At 59.7% G+C, this 16,092-nt stretch carries 15 protein-coding genes, 1 tRNA gene and 2 pseudogenes; 11 read left to right on the top strand and 7 right to left on the bottom strand.

Annotated features, from left to right (window positions below; translation table 11 throughout):
- A pseudogene (locus ACM62R_RS10860) lies at positions 1-610 on the top strand (deoxyguanosinetriphosphate triphosphohydrolase); the annotation flags it as partial.
- A 24-nt stretch (positions 611-634) separates the two neighbouring features.
- Here the strand turns inward: ACM62R_RS10860 and ACM62R_RS10855 are convergent.
- Positions 635-1,252, bottom strand: coding sequence for an arylesterase (locus ACM62R_RS10855; RefSeq protein WP_415184076.1), 618 nt, complete (start codon positions 1,250-1,252; stop codon positions 635-637).
- 85 nt (positions 1,253-1,337) lie between these two features.
- Here ACM62R_RS10855 and ACM62R_RS10850 point away from each other — a divergent pair, with 85 nt between their 5' ends.
- The 3 genes from ACM62R_RS10850 (at position 1,338) to iolG (ending at position 5,703) form a co-directional block, all read left to right on the top strand.
- A complete protein-coding gene (locus ACM62R_RS10850; RefSeq protein ID WP_415184075.1) occupies positions 1,338-2,018 on the top strand; it encodes an ABC transporter ATP-binding protein in 681 nt (226 codons plus the stop codon).
- The gene (locus tag ACM62R_RS10845; RefSeq protein WP_415184074.1) at positions 2,015-4,543 is read left to right on the top strand and encodes an ABC transporter permease; all 2,529 of its coding nucleotides are present in this window, start codon (positions 2,015-2,017) and stop codon (positions 4,541-4,543) included. The genes ACM62R_RS10850 and ACM62R_RS10845 overlap by 4 nt, the downstream gene beginning before the upstream one ends.
- A gap of 158 nt (positions 4,544-4,701) precedes the next feature.
- Complete coding sequence (iolG, locus tag ACM62R_RS10840; protein WP_415184073.1) at positions 4,702-5,703, top strand: inositol 2-dehydrogenase; 1,002 nt, start codon at positions 4,702-4,704, stop codon at positions 5,701-5,703.
- Positions 5,704-5,740: 37 nt separating this feature from the next.
- Here iolG and ACM62R_RS10835 read toward each other — a convergent pair whose 3' ends face one another.
- Together ACM62R_RS10835 and ACM62R_RS10830 are read right to left on the bottom strand one after the other, a co-directional pair.
- Complete coding sequence (locus tag ACM62R_RS10835; RefSeq protein ID WP_415184072.1) at positions 5,741-6,217, bottom strand: transglycosylase SLT domain-containing protein; 477 nt, start codon at positions 6,215-6,217, stop codon at positions 5,741-5,743.
- Positions 6,218-6,357: 140 nt separating this feature from the next.
- Positions 6,358-6,858, bottom strand: coding sequence for an Lrp/AsnC family transcriptional regulator (locus ACM62R_RS10830; RefSeq protein ID WP_415184071.1), 501 nt, complete (start codon positions 6,856-6,858; stop codon positions 6,358-6,360).
- 158 nt (positions 6,859-7,016) lie between these two features.
- On the opposite strand from ACM62R_RS10830, the gene trxB reads away from it, so the two are divergent.
- Both trxB and ACM62R_RS10820 read left to right on the top strand, forming a co-directional pair.
- The gene (gene trxB, locus ACM62R_RS10825; RefSeq protein ID WP_415184070.1) at positions 7,017-7,967 is read left to right on the top strand and encodes a thioredoxin-disulfide reductase; all 951 of its coding nucleotides are present in this window, start codon (positions 7,017-7,019) and stop codon (positions 7,965-7,967) included.
- Between the two features lie 374 nt (positions 7,968-8,341).
- Positions 8,342-8,429 (top strand) — tRNA-Ser (locus ACM62R_RS10820).
- Between the two features lie 221 nt (positions 8,430-8,650).
- On the opposite strand, the gene ACM62R_RS10815 is transcribed toward ACM62R_RS10820, so the two are convergent.
- Together ACM62R_RS10815 and ACM62R_RS10810 are read right to left on the bottom strand one after the other, a co-directional pair.
- Positions 8,651-8,980 carry a tetratricopeptide repeat protein gene (locus tag ACM62R_RS10815; RefSeq protein ID WP_415184069.1) on the bottom strand — a complete coding sequence of 110 codons (330 nt, stop codon included), beginning with the start codon at positions 8,978-8,980 and terminating at the stop codon, positions 8,651-8,653.
- A 46-nt stretch (positions 8,981-9,026) separates the two neighbouring features.
- Complete coding sequence (locus tag ACM62R_RS10810; RefSeq protein WP_415184068.1) at positions 9,027-9,191, bottom strand: helix-turn-helix domain-containing protein; 165 nt, start codon at positions 9,189-9,191, stop codon at positions 9,027-9,029.
- Positions 9,192-9,444: 253 nt separating this feature from the next.
- On the opposite strand from ACM62R_RS10810, the pseudogene ACM62R_RS10805 reads away from it, so the two are divergent.
- From ACM62R_RS10805 to ACM62R_RS10785, 5 genes and pseudogenes are all read left to right on the top strand, one after another.
- Positions 9,445-11,652: pseudogene (locus tag ACM62R_RS10805) on the top strand (DUF3604 domain-containing protein).
- 63 nt (positions 11,653-11,715) lie between these two features.
- Positions 11,716-12,666 carry a peptidyl-prolyl cis-trans isomerase gene (locus ACM62R_RS10800; protein WP_415184067.1) on the top strand — a complete coding sequence of 317 codons (951 nt, stop codon included), beginning with the start codon at positions 11,716-11,718 and terminating at the stop codon, positions 12,664-12,666.
- Positions 12,663-13,682 carry a HupE/UreJ family protein gene (locus ACM62R_RS10795; RefSeq protein ID WP_415184066.1) on the top strand — a complete coding sequence of 340 codons (1,020 nt, stop codon included), beginning with the start codon at positions 12,663-12,665 and terminating at the stop codon, positions 13,680-13,682. The genes ACM62R_RS10800 and ACM62R_RS10795 overlap by 4 nt, the downstream gene beginning before the upstream one ends.
- Before the next feature lie 16 nt (positions 13,683-13,698).
- On the top strand, positions 13,699-14,298 hold the full coding sequence (locus tag ACM62R_RS10790) for a HupE/UreJ family protein (RefSeq protein ID WP_415184065.1): 600 nt from the start codon (positions 13,699-13,701) through the stop codon (positions 14,296-14,298).
- Positions 14,295-14,906, top strand: coding sequence for a hypothetical protein (locus ACM62R_RS10785; protein WP_415184064.1), 612 nt, complete (start codon positions 14,295-14,297; stop codon positions 14,904-14,906). Before ACM62R_RS10790 ends, ACM62R_RS10785 begins: the two co-directional genes overlap by 4 nt.
- Positions 14,907-15,074: 168 nt before the next feature.
- On the opposite strand, the gene ACM62R_RS10780 is transcribed toward ACM62R_RS10785, so the two are convergent.
- Together ACM62R_RS10780 and ACM62R_RS10775 are read right to left on the bottom strand one after the other, a co-directional pair.
- Entirely contained in the window at positions 15,075-15,290 is a 216-nt protein-coding gene (locus ACM62R_RS10780) for a hypothetical protein (RefSeq protein WP_415184063.1), read from the bottom strand.
- Between the two features lie 25 nt (positions 15,291-15,315).
- Positions 15,316-15,612: a hypothetical protein gene (locus ACM62R_RS10775; protein WP_415184062.1), complete on the bottom strand. Its 297-nt coding sequence runs from the start codon at positions 15,610-15,612 to the stop codon at positions 15,316-15,318.
- Between the last annotated feature and the right edge of the window lie 480 nt (positions 15,613-16,092).

The following is a 16,092-nucleotide window of genomic DNA, read 5'->3' as shown; positions in this document are numbered from 1 at the left end:
CGCCGAGGCGCAGGTGGCGGCGGTGGCCGATGATGTGGCCTATAACCACCACGATTTGCATGACGGGTTGCGCGCGGGGCTGTTCAGCGAAGATGATCTATGCGCGCTTCCCGTGATTTCCGAATGTTTTGAGGCAGTTGACCGGATGCACCCGGATCTTGAGCCGATGCGCCGCAGACATGAGGCGCTGCGCCGGGTGTTTGGCGTGATGGTCGAGGATGTGATCGCGGTGGCCGAAAACCGGCTGTCAGCCCTGCGGCCTGAAACGGTTGACGATATTCGCGGGATGGAGGGGCCGATCATCCGGTTTTCAAAACCGCTTTATCAAAACCTCAAGGCAATCAAGGGGTTCTTGTTCACACGGATGTATCGTGCGCCTTCGGTCGTTGAGGAACGCCAGCGGGTTACGGGCATGGTCAACGCGCTGTTTCCGCTGTTTCTGGATCAGCCCGAATTGCTGCCAGAAGATTGGCATGGCGATATCTCCAAAGCGCGCCAGTCTGATAATTCGCGCACAGAATTGGCCCGTGTCGTGCTGGATTATGTCGCCGGAATGACGGATCGTTTCGCAATTCAGGAATATGGCCGGCTGATCGACCCGCAGGGGTGAGGCTTGGCACCGTTCGCCGCGCTGTTACCGGGGCGGCACCTGCGCAAGCAGTTCCAGCACAGTTGGGCCAAGATGGTCGACAATCAGCGCCACACCGTCAGGCGCGGGGTGGATGCCGTCTTCTTGCATCAGGGCTTGCGCGGCACGGGCCTTGGGCGGCAGGTCCGTGATCGGGGCCAGCAGATTCGTGACCAGCAGCGCGCCATGTTTCGCCGCAAGCTCTGGCCAGAGCGCGTCGAACGCGGCCTTGTAGTCCGGCCCATAGTTGCCGGGGGCCGGAAGGCCGATCAGCAGCACCGGCAGATTGCGCGCGTTTGCCGTGCTCAGCATCGCATCCAGATTGGCGCGGGCTTCTTCGGGGGGCAGACCGCGCAGCAGATCATTTCCCCCCAGCGCGATCATCAGCGCATCGGTCTGATCGCTTAGCGACCAGTCCAGCCGCGCCCGACCGCCTGCCGTGGTGTCGCCCGAAACACCGGCGTTGATCACCGTCACATCCGCGCCATGGGCCAGAAGCCAGCGTTGCAGTTGCGCCACCAACCCGTCGTCGGGGGCCAGCCCATACCCCTGCGTCAGGCTGTCGCCCAGTGCTACCAGCTCCAGCGTCTTTGCCTGCGCATCAGTGGCAAGTACGGGACACATAACAAGAATTGTTGCTGCCAGAAGGTTGCGAACCGCGCCCCTGAGGCCATATGCCCCTGAGGCACGGAAGTTGGGGGCAGGGGCAATGGATACCGTTTTGGCAATGAAGGACGCGCGGTTGACGCTGGCAGGCAATGCCGGCCCGGTCGAGGTGCTGCGCGGCATCACCCTGGCGGTTGAGCGTGGCGAAAGTGTCGGGCTGACGGGGCCTTCTGGGTCGGGCAAATCGTCGCTCCTCATGCTGATGGGCGGGCTGGAACGGGCCAGCGCGGGGTCTGTGACGGCACTGGGTCAGGATCTTTCGGTGATGTCCGAAGATGCGCTGGCGCGGTTCCGCAGAGGCAATATGGGGATTGTGTTTCAATCCTTCCACCTTATTCCAATGATGACCGCGCTTGAAAATGTGGCCCTGCCGCTGGAACTGGCCGGGGTTGCAGATGCCTTTGGGCGTGCGGCTGATGAATTGGCCGCCGTGGGCCTTGCCGCCCGCGCTGGCCATTACCCGGCAGAACTGTCGGGCGGCGAACAGCAGCGCGTGGCGCTTGCGCGGGCTGCCGCACCGCGCCCGGCGCTGTTTTTGGCGGATGAGCCGACCGGCAATCTTGATGCCGCCAATGGGACGGCGATCATGGATCTGCTGTTTGGCCTGCGTGACCGCCATGGGGCGACGCTGATCCTTGTCACCCACGCGCCGGAACTGGCGGCGCGCTGCGACCGGATTTTGCGGCTGGCCGATGGCGTCTTGCTGGATGAGGTGCCCGCATGAGCCTTGCGGGACGTATTGCCCGGCGCGAACTGCGTGGCGGGATTGCCGGATTTCGGGTGTTTTTGCTGTGCCTGATCCTTGGGGTGGGCGCGATTGCCGGGGTTGGCACGCTGCGCGCCGCGATCGAGGGCGGGTTGACCGAACAGGGCACGGTCCTTTTAGGCGGCGATGCGCAGCTTGAATTCACCTACCGCAATGCAACCGAACCCGAGCGGGATTGGATGGCGGCCGAGGCCGAGGCGGTATCCGAGATTGTCGATTTTCGATCAATGGTGGTTGTCGGAACCGGCGATACGGCCGAACGCGCGCTGACGCAGGTCAAGGCGGTGGATGATGCCTATCCGCTGGTTGGCACGGTTGGCCTTGCGCCGCAGATGACGCTGGCCGCGGCGCTGGCCCCGGTGAACGGTGTGCCGGGTGCGGTGATGGACCCGGTTCTGGCAGACCGCCTTGGGCTGGCCATTGGCGACAGGTTCCGGCTGGGTCTGGCCGAATTCACCCTGACGGCGCGTCTGACGCGCGAACCTGACAGTGCCACCGGTGGCTTTGGCCTTGGTCCCCGCTCCATCGTGCGGCGCACGGCGCTGGAGGGGGCGGGTTTGCTGGGGCCGGGGTCGCTTTATGAAGCCGCCTACCGGCTGCGGCTGCCCCCCGGCACCGATCTGGCGGCGCTGAAGGCCAAGGCCAAGCGCGCGTTCAAGGGTGCCGGAATGCGCTGGCAAGACAGCCGCCGCGCCGCACCGGGGGCCGAGCGGTTCGTGGAACGTATAGGCTCGTTTCTGGTGCTGGTGGGGTTGGCGGGTCTGGCGGTTGGCGGCGTGGGTATTTCCGCCGCCGTGCGCGCCTGGATGGAGCGCAAGGTCGAAACCATCGCCACGCTGAAGGCGCTGGGGGCAACCAGTGGCCTGATCCGGGCGGTGTTCTTGATTCAGTTGGCGGTGCTGACGGTGATTGGCGTCGGTTTGGGGTTGGTGCTGGGCGCCGGGGTTCCGAAACTGGCCGAGGAGCTAATCGCGGCGCAGATGCCCTTTGCGGTAAAGGTGGGGTTTGCCCCCGCCGCCTTGGCCGAGGCGGCGATTTACGGGGTTCTGGTCTCTGCGATCTTCACGCTATGGCCGCTTTCGCGGATGGCGGGGGTGCGAACGGCCGCACTTTACCGCGATATCGGGCCGGGGCGGCGTGCGTGGCCGGGCGCGGGAACCGGGGTGGTGACCGCGCTATTGCTGGCCGCGTTGGTGGCGGCGGCGGTGTGGTTTTCGGGCGTGCCGGAACTGGCTTTGGGCACGCTGGGGGGGATCGCGGTGGCGCTGCTGGTGCTGGCGGTGATGGCGGGGCTGCTATGGCGCGGCGCCCGCGCGCTGGCGCGCACGAACCTTTTGCGCGGGCGGCCTGCGCTGCGCGCTGCAATGGCGGCGGTTGGCGGACCCCGGTCCGAGGCGGGGGCGGTGATCTTGTCGCTGGGGCTGGGGCTTTCGGTGCTGGCCGCAGTCGGGCAGATCGACGCGGGGCTGCGCGGCGCGATTGACCGCGACCTGCCAAAGGTCGCGCCCGCGTATTTCATCGTCGATATCCAGAATGACCAGATCGACGGCTTCTTGGCCCGTCTGGCCGCAAATCCCGACGTGACCAAGGTGCAGACCGCGCCGATGCTGCGCGGCGTCCTGACCCGGATCAACGGCAAAAACGCCCGTGATGTGGCCGGGGATCACTGGGTTGTGCGCGGCGACCGGGGGATCACCTATGCAGCCGAGCCGCCGGAAAACACAAAGATCGTGGCAGGCGCATGGTGGCCACAGGGCTACGCGGGCCCGCCGCAGGTCAGCTTTGCGGCGAAAGAGGCAGAGGAGTTGGGCCTGAAACTGGGCGACCAGATCACCGTGAACATCCTGGGCCGCGACATTGACGCCACCATCACCAGCCTTCGCGAGGTTGATTTTTCAACCGCCGGGATCGGCTTTGTGATGACGCTGAACCCTGCCGCGCTGCAAGGCGCGCCGCATACCCATATTGCCACCGTCTACGCCCCGCCCGAGGCGGAGGCCGCGATCCTGCGCGATCTGGCCGGGGCCTACCCCCATATCACCGCGATCCGCGTGCGCGATGCCATCGACCGCGTGACCGAAGCCCTAGGCGCGATTGCCCGCGCAACGGCACTGGCGGCGGGGGCGACGCTGCTGACCGGCTTTGTGGTGCTGATCGGGGCCGCCGCCGCCGGAGAGCACGCCCGCGCCTGGGAGGCGGCGCTACTGAAGGTGCTGGGCGCGACGCGGGGCACCATTCTGGCGTCTTTTGCGTTGCGGGCGGGGCTGATGGGGGCTGCGGCCGGGCTGATTGCGGTGGGCTTTGGGGCGGCAGCGGGGTGGGTGGTGCTGACATTGGTGATGGAGTCGGAATTCCATTTCGCCCCGTTTGCCGCGTTGGCGATTGTGATTGGCGGGGTTCTGGCCTCGTTGGGGGCGGGGCTGCTGTTTGCGCTGCGCCCCCTGGCCGCGCGGCCGGCGCAGGTTCTGCGCGCCCGCGATTGACGGCCGCACTTGGGCGTGGCGCCGCCGTCACGGGGGCCGCATTTCGGGGTTCACCTTTTCGCCGCGCGGTGTTTATGATCAACCGATGATCGCGGCTCCCGCGCGGTTGCCGATCAATTGGCGGTCTTATCCGCCTGAGCTTTGCAAATGAGGGTGAAATGACTGTCAGATTTGGGCTGCTTGGAGCAGGGCGTATTGGCAAGGTGCATGCAACGGCGCTGACGGGTGATGCGCAGGCGCGGCTGGTGGCCGTGGCCGATGCGATGGCCCCCGCCGCCGAGGCGATTGCCGCGCAATACGGCTGTGATGTGCGCTCGATCGAGGCAATCGAGGCGGCGGATGACATTGACGCGGTGGTCATCTGCACCCCGACCGATACCCACGCCGACCTGATCGAGCGTTTCGTGCGCGCCGGCAAGGCGGTGTTTTGCGAAAAGCCGATCGACCTTGCCCTTGCGCGCGTCAAGGAATGTCTGGCGGTGGTGCGCGCTGAAAAGGGTGCGCTGATGGTGGGGTTCAACCGCCGGTTCGATCCGCATTTTCGCGCCGTCAAGGCCGAGATCGACAAGGGCACGATTGGGGCGGTGGAAATGGTCACCATCATCAGCCGCGATCCGGGCCTGCCGCATCTGGAGTATATTCCCCGTTCGGGCGGGATCTTCCGCGACATGACGATCCACGATTTTGACATGGCACGTTTTTTGCTGGGCGAAGAGGTGGCAACCGTGACCGCCACCGCCAGCGTGCTGGTTGACCCGAAATTGGCCGAGCTGGGCGATTATGACAGTGTGAACGTGATCCTGACCACGGCATCGGGCAAACAGGCGGTCATCACCAATTCGCGTCGCGCAACCTATGGCTATGATCAGCGGATCGAGGTGCATGGGTCCTTGGGCGCGGTGGCCGCCGAAAACCAGCGCCCCGTGTCGATCGAGGTGGCGACCGCGCAGGGCTATACCCGCCCGCCGCTGCATGATTTCTTCATGACCCGCTACACCGAGGCCTATTCGGCCGAAATCGCCAGCTTTATCGCGGCGCTGGCGTCGGGGGATGCGCCCAGCCCCTCGGGGGAAGACGGTCTTGCGGGGTTGCTGCTGGCCGAAGCCGCGCTGAAATCGGTGGCCGAGGCGCGCACGGTCAAGTTGTCTGAGCTGGCCTGAGACGCCGGGGGCTAAGCGGCAATCTTTGGATTGCCGCCTAGCCCTTCAATCCGGTTTCGCGCAGGATGCCGCGCCGTTTGGCCTCATAATAATAGCCTTTGGAATACCACATCACGGCCCGGTCATAGCTGCCATCGGCGCACATCCATGCCCCGCGCAGATATTTCACCCCGTATTTGAGGTTCGTTTCCGCATCGAGCAGATCCGAGGGTTTGCCGCGAAAGCCCATTGTCCGTGCGGTTTGCGGTAGAATCTGCATCAGGCCGTAATAGGGCCCGTTGCGTGCCCCCGCCACATACCGGCTTTCACGCTGAACGATCCGGTGTACCAAGGGGCGCGGCACGTCATAGCGGTCGGCGTAGGTATTGATCAGGGACCGCAGCTCGGGCGTTTCGCCCGGATGCAGCGCGCCACCGCCCCGCCGATGCCTTCGGTCAGCGTCCGAGGGGGTGCCACAGGCCGCAACCGTGGACAACATCAGCATAATTGTGGCCCGGCGGGTCAGGGTATGCATTGAAATCTCCGATAGTTTTTTCGGTGATAACCCGCGCAACCCGTCACTGAAAGCCTCTATCGGGCGGATGGGCGATGCCTTGCCGGAAATTGGCCGGCCCGGCCATCGGGCAAAGGCCCAAAAGCGCCGCAGGCGAAACCTCAGGCGAGTTTCGAGAGCCGCGCCTCCATGACGTCAAAGGGAACGCCGGGGTCGTCCTTGGCGCAGCGGATCACGAGGCTGGTTTTGACCGAGGCCACATTCTTGGCCGAGGTCAGCCCTTCGGTCAGAAAATTCTGGAACGTCGATAGGTCCGGCGCCACGCATTTCAAGATGAAGTCGATTTCCCCGTTAAGCATGTGACATTCACGGACAAGCGGCCAGGCCCGGCAACGCGCCTCAAAGGCGGAAAGGTCAGATTCTGCCTGGCTGTGCAGCCGCACCATTGCAAACACCTGCACCTCAAAACCCAATTCGCGGGGGTTTACGTCGGCATGATAGCCGCGGATGAAACCTGCCTCTTCCAATGTGCGTACCCGGCGCAAACAGGGTGGCGCAGAAATCCCGACGCGTTTGGCCAGTTCGACATTGGTCATACGCCCATCCGCCTGAAGTTCGGCCAGGATCTTCCTGTCGATTTCATCAAGCTTGTTGGTCGCCATGTCATCCTCCGAAGATTTTACGGAACGTATCGCGTGAGCGAAGATTGCGCAATAATATTTCGCCAAAGCAAGTGCAAGCGCAATCGGCTGCGACGTGTTGGGGGTTTTACGCGCGCGCAGTCATGGCTATATCCTTGCGTGACATAAAGGAGATTTTCATGGGCGAGACGCGTCATACAAAGGTTCTGATCATCGGCTCGGGGCCGGCCGGCTATACGGCCGCGGTCTATTCCGCGCGCGCCATGTTGAATCCGATTTTGGTGCAGGGCATCCAGCCCGGCGGCCAGTTGACAATCACTACCGAGGTCGAAAACTGGCCCGGCGATATCCATGTGCAGGGGCCTGACCTGATGGTGAGGATGGAAGAACACGCCAAAGCGGTGGGGGCTGAGGTGATCGGAGACCATATTTCATCGCTGGATCTCTTGAAACGGCCGTTCACCGCACTAGGGGACAGTGGCACAACCTATACGGCCGATGCCGTGATTCTGGCCACCGGGGCGCAAGCGCGTTGGCTGGGCCTGCCATCGGAAGAAAAGTTCAAGGGCTTTGGCGTTTCCGCCTGCGCCACCTGTGACGGATTTTTTTACCGGGGCAAGGAAATCGTTGTGGTCGGCGGTGGAAACACCGCCGTGGAAGAGGCGTTGTTTTTGACCAATTTTGCGTCGAAAGTGACGCTGATTCATCGCCGCGATAGCCTGCGGGCCGAAAAAATCATGCAAGACCGGCTATTCAAAAATTCCAAGGTTCAGGTCCTGTGGGATCATGGCATTGAAGAAGTGTTGGGAACCGAATCCCCCTTGGGTGTCACTGGCGTGCGGGCCAAGCACGTCAAGACAGGCGCAATCATTGAAATTCCCTGCGCCGGGTTCTTTGTGGCGATCGGTCACGCCCCCGCGTCCGAATTGGTCAAGGATCAGTTGGATCTGCATTTGGGCGGCTATGTCAAAGTACATCCCGGCACGACCGCAACCTCGGTTTCGGGCGTTTTTGCTGCCGGTGATCTGACGGATCACGTCTACCGCCAGGCGGTCACTTCGGCAGGTATGGGATGCATGGCGGCATTGGATGTGGAGCGTTTCTTGCAAGAAGAAGCCCAAATGCCATAAAGACCCCTAGGGACATACCAGAATATTGTTTCGATTGTGCACTTTGGCGGGTGCGGACGCCTTGAGTTTGCCACCGCGCCTCGCTAGGGTGCGCCCGAACCGGACAGACGGCCGAGGGGTGTTAAAATCACCTTTCGAACGGTCACCGGGGACTTGATCTTTGGGTTGCGCTGGATGATCAAGCAAAGTGTGGGTGTAAAAGATCCGATCTGGTCTGGGTCTAACCGTAACCGACGCACCGCGGCAGGTGCGCCAGTTCGGAACGGTGGTGAAGGCACGAGCGAGGGGCTGAGCCCCCAATCTCGAAGGCCAACACCGGATGGGTGACCGGGGGATCAAGGCTCGGGTCTTGAAAACCTGGTCGGGAGTATTGTGGAAGGGTGGCAGAGTGGTCGATTGCAGCGGTCTTGAAAACCGCCGATGTGAGAGCATCCGTGGGTTCGAATCCCACCCCTTCCGCCAATCATCATTGAAATCATATAATAAAATGACATAAATTTCGATTTACCCCTCATAGCACCCCACATAGGGAAAATGCTTGTGCAGACTACTAAGCTTTCAGAGTTCGGCAGTCCATCTCTCCTGCGCCAAATCCTCTGAATCGTGGTTTTGCGAATGAGGCAGGGTAATCCCCTCCATGATGTCGTGGCTGGCATCTTCAGCGCCCAAACCACAACCGATAGTCAGTCGCAGTCGGTATAGTTCGACGCTAGGCACACTTTTGCGCGCCGCTGGGCTTCGGAAATATCAACGGGCTGCATCATAGCTAAAACTCTGTCTCTATTAGAAATCGCTTTTGCACTGCCATTTGACCCAGCGATATTGTACCATATGTGCGCAGCGATATAGTCCTGCGGCACGCCCAAACCGCTCTCATATGTGAGGCCGAGGTTATTCTGCGCCGATGCGTAACCTTGATCAGCCGCCAGCCGGTACCACTTCACCGCCTCGGCATGGTCCTGCGGAACTCCTAGGCCGTTCGCATAAATGATGCCGAGATTATGCTGCGCCAATGCGTCACCTTGTTCCGCAAGCGGCGTCCATTCTCGCAATGCCGTACTATGATCTTCCGCTTGATGTGCGGCGATGCCAAACGATCCCCCGGATCGTTTGCTGATCCTCCCAACTCCTCACGCTCTCGCGAGAAATCCCAAACTGCCGTGCCGCCTCGCGCTCACTCATGCCTTCTGCGCAGGCCAAACGAACCTTCCGATATAAATCCACGGTGAAAATACCCCCGCCCTCCCTGTCGCCAGAAAGAGCCAAAGTGGCAGAGTTTTACTCCGCCCGCAGCGAGATCATCCCGCCGCTCCCGTGGTCTATTTTTGCACCGCCGCTTACACTGGGCGCTTGTGATGTAATAATCGGGGAAAGCCGAGACGATTCGTCGCGTCAACGCGCCTCTACGACTTTGGTGGAGTAGAAAATCGCAGATATTTCAACAGGTTGAAAAACGCCTCAACGCAAGGACCCTTACATGCGCCCTTTCAGTTCAACGCTCGCTTTGACGGCTTCCGCTGCTTCGATCCTGCTGGTCAGTCAGGGACATGCTCAGGACCGAAACGTGTATTTCGGGCAAACCCACCAGCACACCAGCTGGTCGCTTGATGCCTATATCATTGGCAATACCGTGACCGGTCCCGCAGAGGCCTATCAGTACTCCACCGGGAAAGTCATCAAGCATCCGGCGGGCTATGACGTGCAGATCAAGACACCTCTGGATTTTCAGGGGGTCACCGATCACGCGGAATATGTGGGGGTCGTAGGCATGGCGAATGATCCCACATCGCCGATCAGCAAACTGCCAGTCGCTGAAAAGCTGCGCGTTTCAAAGGACAACACAGTGGTCAACATATTCCAGTGGATGGCAGGCAGCATCGCTACGGGCAAACCTATCAAGGAATTGCTTGATCCCAAGATCACGAACACCGTCTGGTCGAGCAACGTTTCCATCGCAGAAAAATACAACGACCCCGGCAAATTCACGACATTCTGTTCCTATGAATGGACATCCATGCCCCAGAACCAGAACATGCACCGCAACGTGTTCTTCAAAGACTGCACAAAAGTGCCGGATGCGCCGTACACCGCCCTTCAGTCCGACCACCCCGAGGATCTGTGGAACTGGATGGACGAACAGCGCAAGCTTGGAAACGAGGCGCTGGCGATTTCACATAACGCCAATCTGTCCAATGGCATCATGTTTCCGATTGACGTCGACAGCAAAGGCAAACCGATTGACGCTGCCTGAGCGCAGCAGCGGATGCTCAACGAACCACTGTCAGAGATCAAGCAGGTCAAGGGCGCATCCTAAACCCATCCCGATCTGTCACCGAACGATGAATTCGCCAATTTCGAGATCATGAACTACCTGATTGGCCTTGATAACAGTTTTTCAAAGATCAGCGGCAGCTATATCCGCGAAGCTTATCAGAACGGTTTGGCACTGCAGGCTGCAAACGGGTATAATCCCTATAAGTTTGGCGTTGTAGGCGCTGGAGACTCGCATAATACGGTCACGTCCTATGCGCAGTCGAACTACTTTGGCGACCATGGCGAAGTCGACGCGACGCCTGAAAAGCGGCTGTCTGGCACTGTCGCCTCCGGCATGGATATCCTGAAAACCGGTACGTCGGGAATCACTGCGGTCTGGTCAGAAGAAAACACCCGTGAATCCATCTTTGCCGCGATGCAACGCCGCGAAGTCTATGGCACCAGCGGTGTGCGTATCAAGCTGCGCATGTTCGGCGGATGGGATTATGACGAGAGCATCCTGTCGCAGGAAGATTGGGCAAAAGCCGCCTACGCCAGCGGCGTTCCCATGGGTGGCGATCTTGTGCCCACGGAAGGCAAGTCGCCATCCTTTATCGTATGGGCTGTCAAGGACCCCAGCGACGGCAACCTTGATCGCATCCAGATCATCAAGGGCTGGACCAAGGACGGCCAGATCTTTGAAAAGATCTATGATGTCGCGTGGGACGATGCGCGCGTTGCTGACTCTGTAACCGGTAACCTGCCTCCAGTCGGAAACACTGTCGATGTTACCAAGGCGACCTACACCAACGATATCGGGTCGGTAGAGCTTAAGGCCGTCTGGACGGATCCGGACTTTGATGAAAGCCAGGATGCGTTCTACTACGCCCGCGTGCTTCAGATCCCGACGCCCCGGTGGAGCACATATGACTCTGCCACGCTTGGCATTCTTCCGCCCGGTGGAGTTGATGCAACAATCCAGGAACGCGCTTGGGGCACTCCGATCTGGTACACCCCGACAGAGGCCCAGGCCGCCAAGGCTGAGTCCGGTCTGACCGTTGCCGACCTGCTTCACGACAATGCAACAGCGATTGGGGATGATGAACTGAAAGCGCTTGTTCTGGGCAAGAACCTTACGGTGCGCAACACTGTAACGGGCCAGACTTCGAACGTGCTGTTTGGCATGGACGGCAAGCGTATCATCACCGAGATGAATGGCGATTTACCGAAAGGCGGCGAGATACTGTCTGTCATGCACAACGGCCTGACTGGCACATCTGCAAGCTATTCGATCAAGGACGGGCATATTGTGACGACAATTGACGGCACATCCTATGATCTTACAGTCTATCACACGGGCGATAAGTATATAGCGGCCCGCAGCAACGAGTTTGGTCATGCCAACTACGAACTGGTGGAAGTGGCGCAATGAGTGCAATCTGCCAGGAAAAGTGCCGATGGGATGCCTCACAGATGACGCGGCCAAATCAAAGTGATGCAGGCAGCAATGCACGATAGCTGTTCACCGGCCCGCTTGCGCCGACTGCTGGCAGAGCCTCTGTTTCACTTCTTCGTCGTAGGTGCCTTTGTCTTTGGGTCGTACTGGCTTCTCGACAAGGCACCCGATGAGGCTGCCAGCAACGAGACAATTGAAATCAATGCAGATGACATTCGTCAGATTGTCATCGCTTGGATGGCACAGGGGCGTTCGCCTCTGACGCCCGAGCAGTTGCAACGCCTGATCGATCAGAAGATCGCTGACGAAGTGCTTTTTCGTGAAGGGCTGGCCCTCGGCCTCGACCGCAATGACGAGATCATCAAACGCAGGATCGTACAGAAGATGGATTTCCTCGCGGCCGATATTGCGGCCTTGCAAGAGCCGGACAAGGCAACGCTAATGGGATGGTTCTCGCAGAATGCTGATCGCTTTGCCCAACCTCGGCGCGTAACCTTCCGGCAACTGTATTTTTCACCCGATCAATATGGTGCCACCACGCGCGATGTTGCGGTGGCAGCGCTCGATACGCTTGCCGGAAAGCCCGCCACCTCGCCAGAGGTCGCGTCGCTAACCAATTCCTATCTGTTGCGCCCCTATTACAGCGACATAACGCAAGACGCCGTTCTGAAAGAGTTCGGCCCCGACTTTTCTGCCGCGCTTTTCACGCTCGCTCCCGGTGGCTGGCGCGGCCCGGTACCATCGGGATACGGCTGGCATCTGGTCTGGATCGAGGCGTTGAAACCCGGCCGTATTCCGGCGTTCGAAGAGGCTGAAGCAGATATCAGAACCGCATGGATCGATGATCAGTATCAGGATATCAAACGTGCGGCGCTGGAGGAAATGTGGTCCCATTACACAGTGGATGTGGTCCCTCTTGGGTCGGTAGACTTCGGAGAGTTGGTGGACCCCAAAGTGGCAGACGCATTTTCGCAACCACTCGTGCAATGACCCGGATCTTTCAATTTTGGCAAGCAGGTATCTGGCTGGTGCTGGCCATGGCCAGCCTTCTTTTGGTCATACCGTCCGCAGGTTCGGCCCATGAGGTCCGGCCCGCATATCTGCAAATTGATCAAATCACAGAAAGCCGCTTCACTATGCTATGGCGCACGCCGGTTCTGGCAGGCGCGCGCCTGCCAGTTCTGCTACGCTTTTCTGACGGAATAAATGTTGTCTCTGGTCCAGCCGAACGCCAGTTGCCGGACTCGATTATCGAGCGCAGTATCATAGAAGCCCCGGATGGGTTGCCCGGCCAGGAGATATCCTTTGTTGGCCTTCAGGCGACCATAACTGACGTTCTGGTCCGCGTGAAATTCCAGGACGGCACGGTCAACACCTCTTTTGTCCGGCCTGTGCAGCCCTGGATCAAGATCGAAGGCGAACAAAGTTGGTTCAAGGTCGCCAAACTCTACATTGGTCAAGGAATCGAGCACATTCTGTTCGGCTTTGATCACCTTCTCTTTGTGGCAGCGTTGATGCTGATCGTCCAAAATCTGCGCGTCTTGGTCAAGACGATTACCGCCTTCACGCTTGCCCATTCGATCACCCTGACCTTCGCCACCTTGGGCTGGGTCGTCATGCCTTCGGGTCCGGTGGAGATCATGATTGCCTTCAGTATCGTTTTGGTAGGTGCCGAGATAATAGCCAAGGAACGGGGGCGAACCAGTCTGACCATCCAGGCCCCATGGATCGTCGCCTTTGCGTTCGGATTGCTGCACGGATTTGGATTTGCCGGCGCGTTGTCAGAGCTTGGCCTGCCACATGGGGATATCCCCTTGGCGCTGCTAAGTTTCAACCTCGGGGTCGAAATTGGGCAGCTGTTATTCGTGGCGGTAACCCTGATAGCCCTCGCGGCGCTCAGCAGAATTGTCAAAGTCTCGCGCGGCGCAATTGTTGCATCCGCCTATGGCATCGGATTAATTGCTGCATTCTGGACAGCAGAGCGCCTTGTCTCAACTTTTTCTTGATATTTATGGAGATACGATGACGCTGCACCCGAAAGTTATATTCTCAATATTTATTGCTGTTTCGACCGCCATGCTTGCCGATCCGTCATTTGCACATACAGGAGAGGGCTACAGCGGCGGCCTCGTCAGCGGTTTCACGCATCCGATTCTTGGTTGGGATCACGTCGCAGCGATGGTTGCCGTAGGTCTGTGGGGAGCCTTCCTTGGGGCGCCCGCCATCTGGGTGCTGCCCGTCGTTTTCCCTCTTGTGATGGCCCTTGGCGCAGTGATCGGTATCCTCGGAATCCCGGTGCCAGCAATCGAGACCGGGATCGCGATGTCGGCCATTGTTCTCGGCCTGATGATAGTCTTCGCTGTAAAGCTACCGCTCTGGCTATCCGCCTTGCTCGTCGGGGTCTTCGCTATCTTCCATGGTTATGCCCACGGGACCGAACTGCCTGTCGCGTCCAACGCCTTCGCTTTCGCTATCGGGTTCGTCGTTGCAACCGGTTTGCTCCACCTTATCGGCATCGCCTTTGGGCTGCTGGTTAAGCGGCCAGGTGGTCGGATAGCCATTCGAGGCGCAGGCGGATTGATCTCGCTTGCCGGGGTTGCATTTCTTACTGGCGTAGCTTGACTGTGACGGCACGAAGGCTGGGTTGGATCGCGCTTGCGGTCTGGCCTTTCCCCGGCCATGCACACAGCCCGATCGCCGGAATCGAAGGTTTCTACACCGGTCTGCTTCACCCGTTCACTACTCCGCCACAGGCGCTTCTTATGCTTGGGCTTGGACTGATGATCGCTGGTGTCTTTCCGTTGCGCGCATTGTGGCCGCTGGGCGTCTTTACGGTCGCTATGGTCGTCGGCATGACGACCACCCGTTTCTTTGGGCAACTCGATATGGCGATGTTCGCGATCGCATTTGTCGCCTGTAGTCTTTCCGCCCTTGCGACTGGCCGCCTTCTTCCAGCTGTGGTCGCCGTTGCGGCTGTCGGAGGCGTTTATATGGGCGTCGCCTCGCTTGCCGATCCGGGTCCTATCCGGGACAGGATGATAACAACACTTGGGGCTTTCGTCGGAGCGAACATCGGCCTGTTCCTTATCTCTGGGATCCCAACGCTCATCCAAGAAAGATACACTTGGAATTGGGTTCCCGTCGCGTTTCGCATCGCGGGCGCGTGGATCGGCGCGGTTTCCCTTCTCATGCTGGCGCTGTTCTTCGCAGAGGGACAGATTCAACCTTAGATAGGCGACGAAGTGGGACGGCTGAAATAACCTCAGGTATACGGCATGATCCGGTAAACTTGGGCATCCCTGCAAGAAGCTCTTATGGCGTCGAAGCAACCTGTCTTACGGGCAGGAAACCGTCATTAGGCAGGTTTTACACGAACGGCAGGTTAGGGAGACTTGGTGTCAGTCGAACACTTTCATCTGGATTGCCCAACTGGTGGGGAATGGTTCTAACAGATCTGCTAGCGTCGCCTCGCGGCCCTGATTCCGGTCGAGGATCGCCCCGACTAAGTCCGGCGCGAGCAGCGTCAGCCGCAGGATACGCATCATGTAGGACGGCGCGATCCTCTCGCGCTCGGCCAACTCGGCGATGGTGGCGAACTCACCCGACTCGAGCATCCGGTTCCAGGTAACCGCTCCATTGTTACCGCGTCGATTTAGCTTTGATGCGCGCCACGAGATCGGTGTCATCCACGAAGTCATCAAGGAACTCATGCCAGGTTTTGTTGGTGATACGAGCGGCGCGGATCATGTCCGTCAGCTCTTCGATCCCGTCATCGGTCAGTGCGGTGATTGTTTCGTCGGGTCCGACGTAAACGCTGACGATGTTTCCATAAGTCAGGTTGTCGTCATTAGAGATGATCGCTCCAAGAAGCTCGACATCCTCGCCCAGCCTTTTGGCGACGTAGTCGATGGTGCAGACATGGGTGACGGCCGCCATCAGGCGGCCTGTGAATGGGTAGCGGCCAGCGGCACCCTGAACCGCCCGGGTTTACCGGAGGGTGATTTGTGCAGCATTTAGGCGACCATATCGAGTGTGTTCAGGTTTGCCTAGAACGCCTCCTCTGCTTCTGCGGGGGTGATGTATCCGATGGGGCCGAGAAGGCGGCGGTTGTAATACCAGTCGACCTATTAGCCGGTAGGCGATGCTTGCATCGCCGTAAGGCCATTTCAGGGTTTCCCATTCGACTTCGCGCATCAATTTCCATGGCCCTATCTGGTTGATGCATTGCCTGGCATGCGATTGCCTTCAATCGCTGTAAAGGACTTCGGTTTTGAAGATTTGAGGGGGACCGTGGCCCCAGTGGGGCCGCGTAAGCCCCCGAATGGATGACGCATTTAGCCAGCGCATTATCATAGGCATCACCGAAGCCCCCTGTGTCAGGGAAGTTGTCCGCTGCACTACTTTTCCTCTATTTCT

It is taken from the genome of Phaeovulum sp., assembly GCF_047638075.1.
GTDB lineage: Bacteria > Pseudomonadota > Alphaproteobacteria > Rhodobacterales > Rhodobacteraceae > UBA6197.
The sequence above is the reverse complement of the archived record's forward strand: the minus strand, read 5'-3'. Positions and strand labels throughout refer to the sequence as shown.

Excerpts from the sequence above, each read along its gene's own strand:
- ACM62R_RS10790 (WP_415184065.1), top strand. The coding sequence starts at position 13,699 with ATGACGCTGCACCCGAAAGTTATATTCTCAATATTTATTGCTGTTTCG.
- ACM62R_RS10800 (WP_415184067.1), top strand. The coding sequence starts at position 11,716 with ATGCAGGCAGCAATGCACGATAGCTGTTCACCGGCCCGCTTGCGCCGA.
- trxB (WP_415184070.1), top strand. The coding sequence starts at position 7,017 with ATGGGCGAGACGCGTCATACAAAGGTTCTGATCATCGGCTCGGGGCCG.
- ACM62R_RS10845 (WP_415184074.1), top strand. The coding sequence starts at position 2,015 with ATGAGCCTTGCGGGACGTATTGCCCGGCGCGAACTGCGTGGCGGGATT.
- ACM62R_RS10835 (WP_415184072.1), bottom strand. The coding sequence starts at position 6,217 with ATGCATACCCTGACCCGCCGGGCCACAATTATGCTGATGTTGTCCACG.
- ACM62R_RS10850 (WP_415184075.1), top strand. The coding sequence starts at position 1,338 with ATGGATACCGTTTTGGCAATGAAGGACGCGCGGTTGACGCTGGCAGGC.
- ACM62R_RS10855 (WP_415184076.1), bottom strand. The coding sequence starts at position 1,252 with ATGTGTCCCGTACTTGCCACTGATGCGCAGGCAAAGACGCTGGAGCTG.
- ACM62R_RS10795 (WP_415184066.1), top strand. The coding sequence starts at position 12,663 with ATGACCCGGATCTTTCAATTTTGGCAAGCAGGTATCTGGCTGGTGCTG.
- iolG (WP_415184073.1), top strand. The coding sequence starts at position 4,702 with ATGACTGTCAGATTTGGGCTGCTTGGAGCAGGGCGTATTGGCAAGGTG.
- ACM62R_RS10780 (WP_415184063.1), bottom strand. The coding sequence starts at position 15,290 with ATGCTCGAGTCGGGTGAGTTCGCCACCATCGCCGAGTTGGCCGAGCGC.
- ACM62R_RS10775 (WP_415184062.1), bottom strand. The coding sequence starts at position 15,612 with ATGGCGGCCGTCACCCATGTCTGCACCATCGACTACGTCGCCAAAAGG.
- ACM62R_RS10830 (WP_415184071.1), bottom strand. The coding sequence starts at position 6,858 with ATGGCGACCAACAAGCTTGATGAAATCGACAGGAAGATCCTGGCCGAA.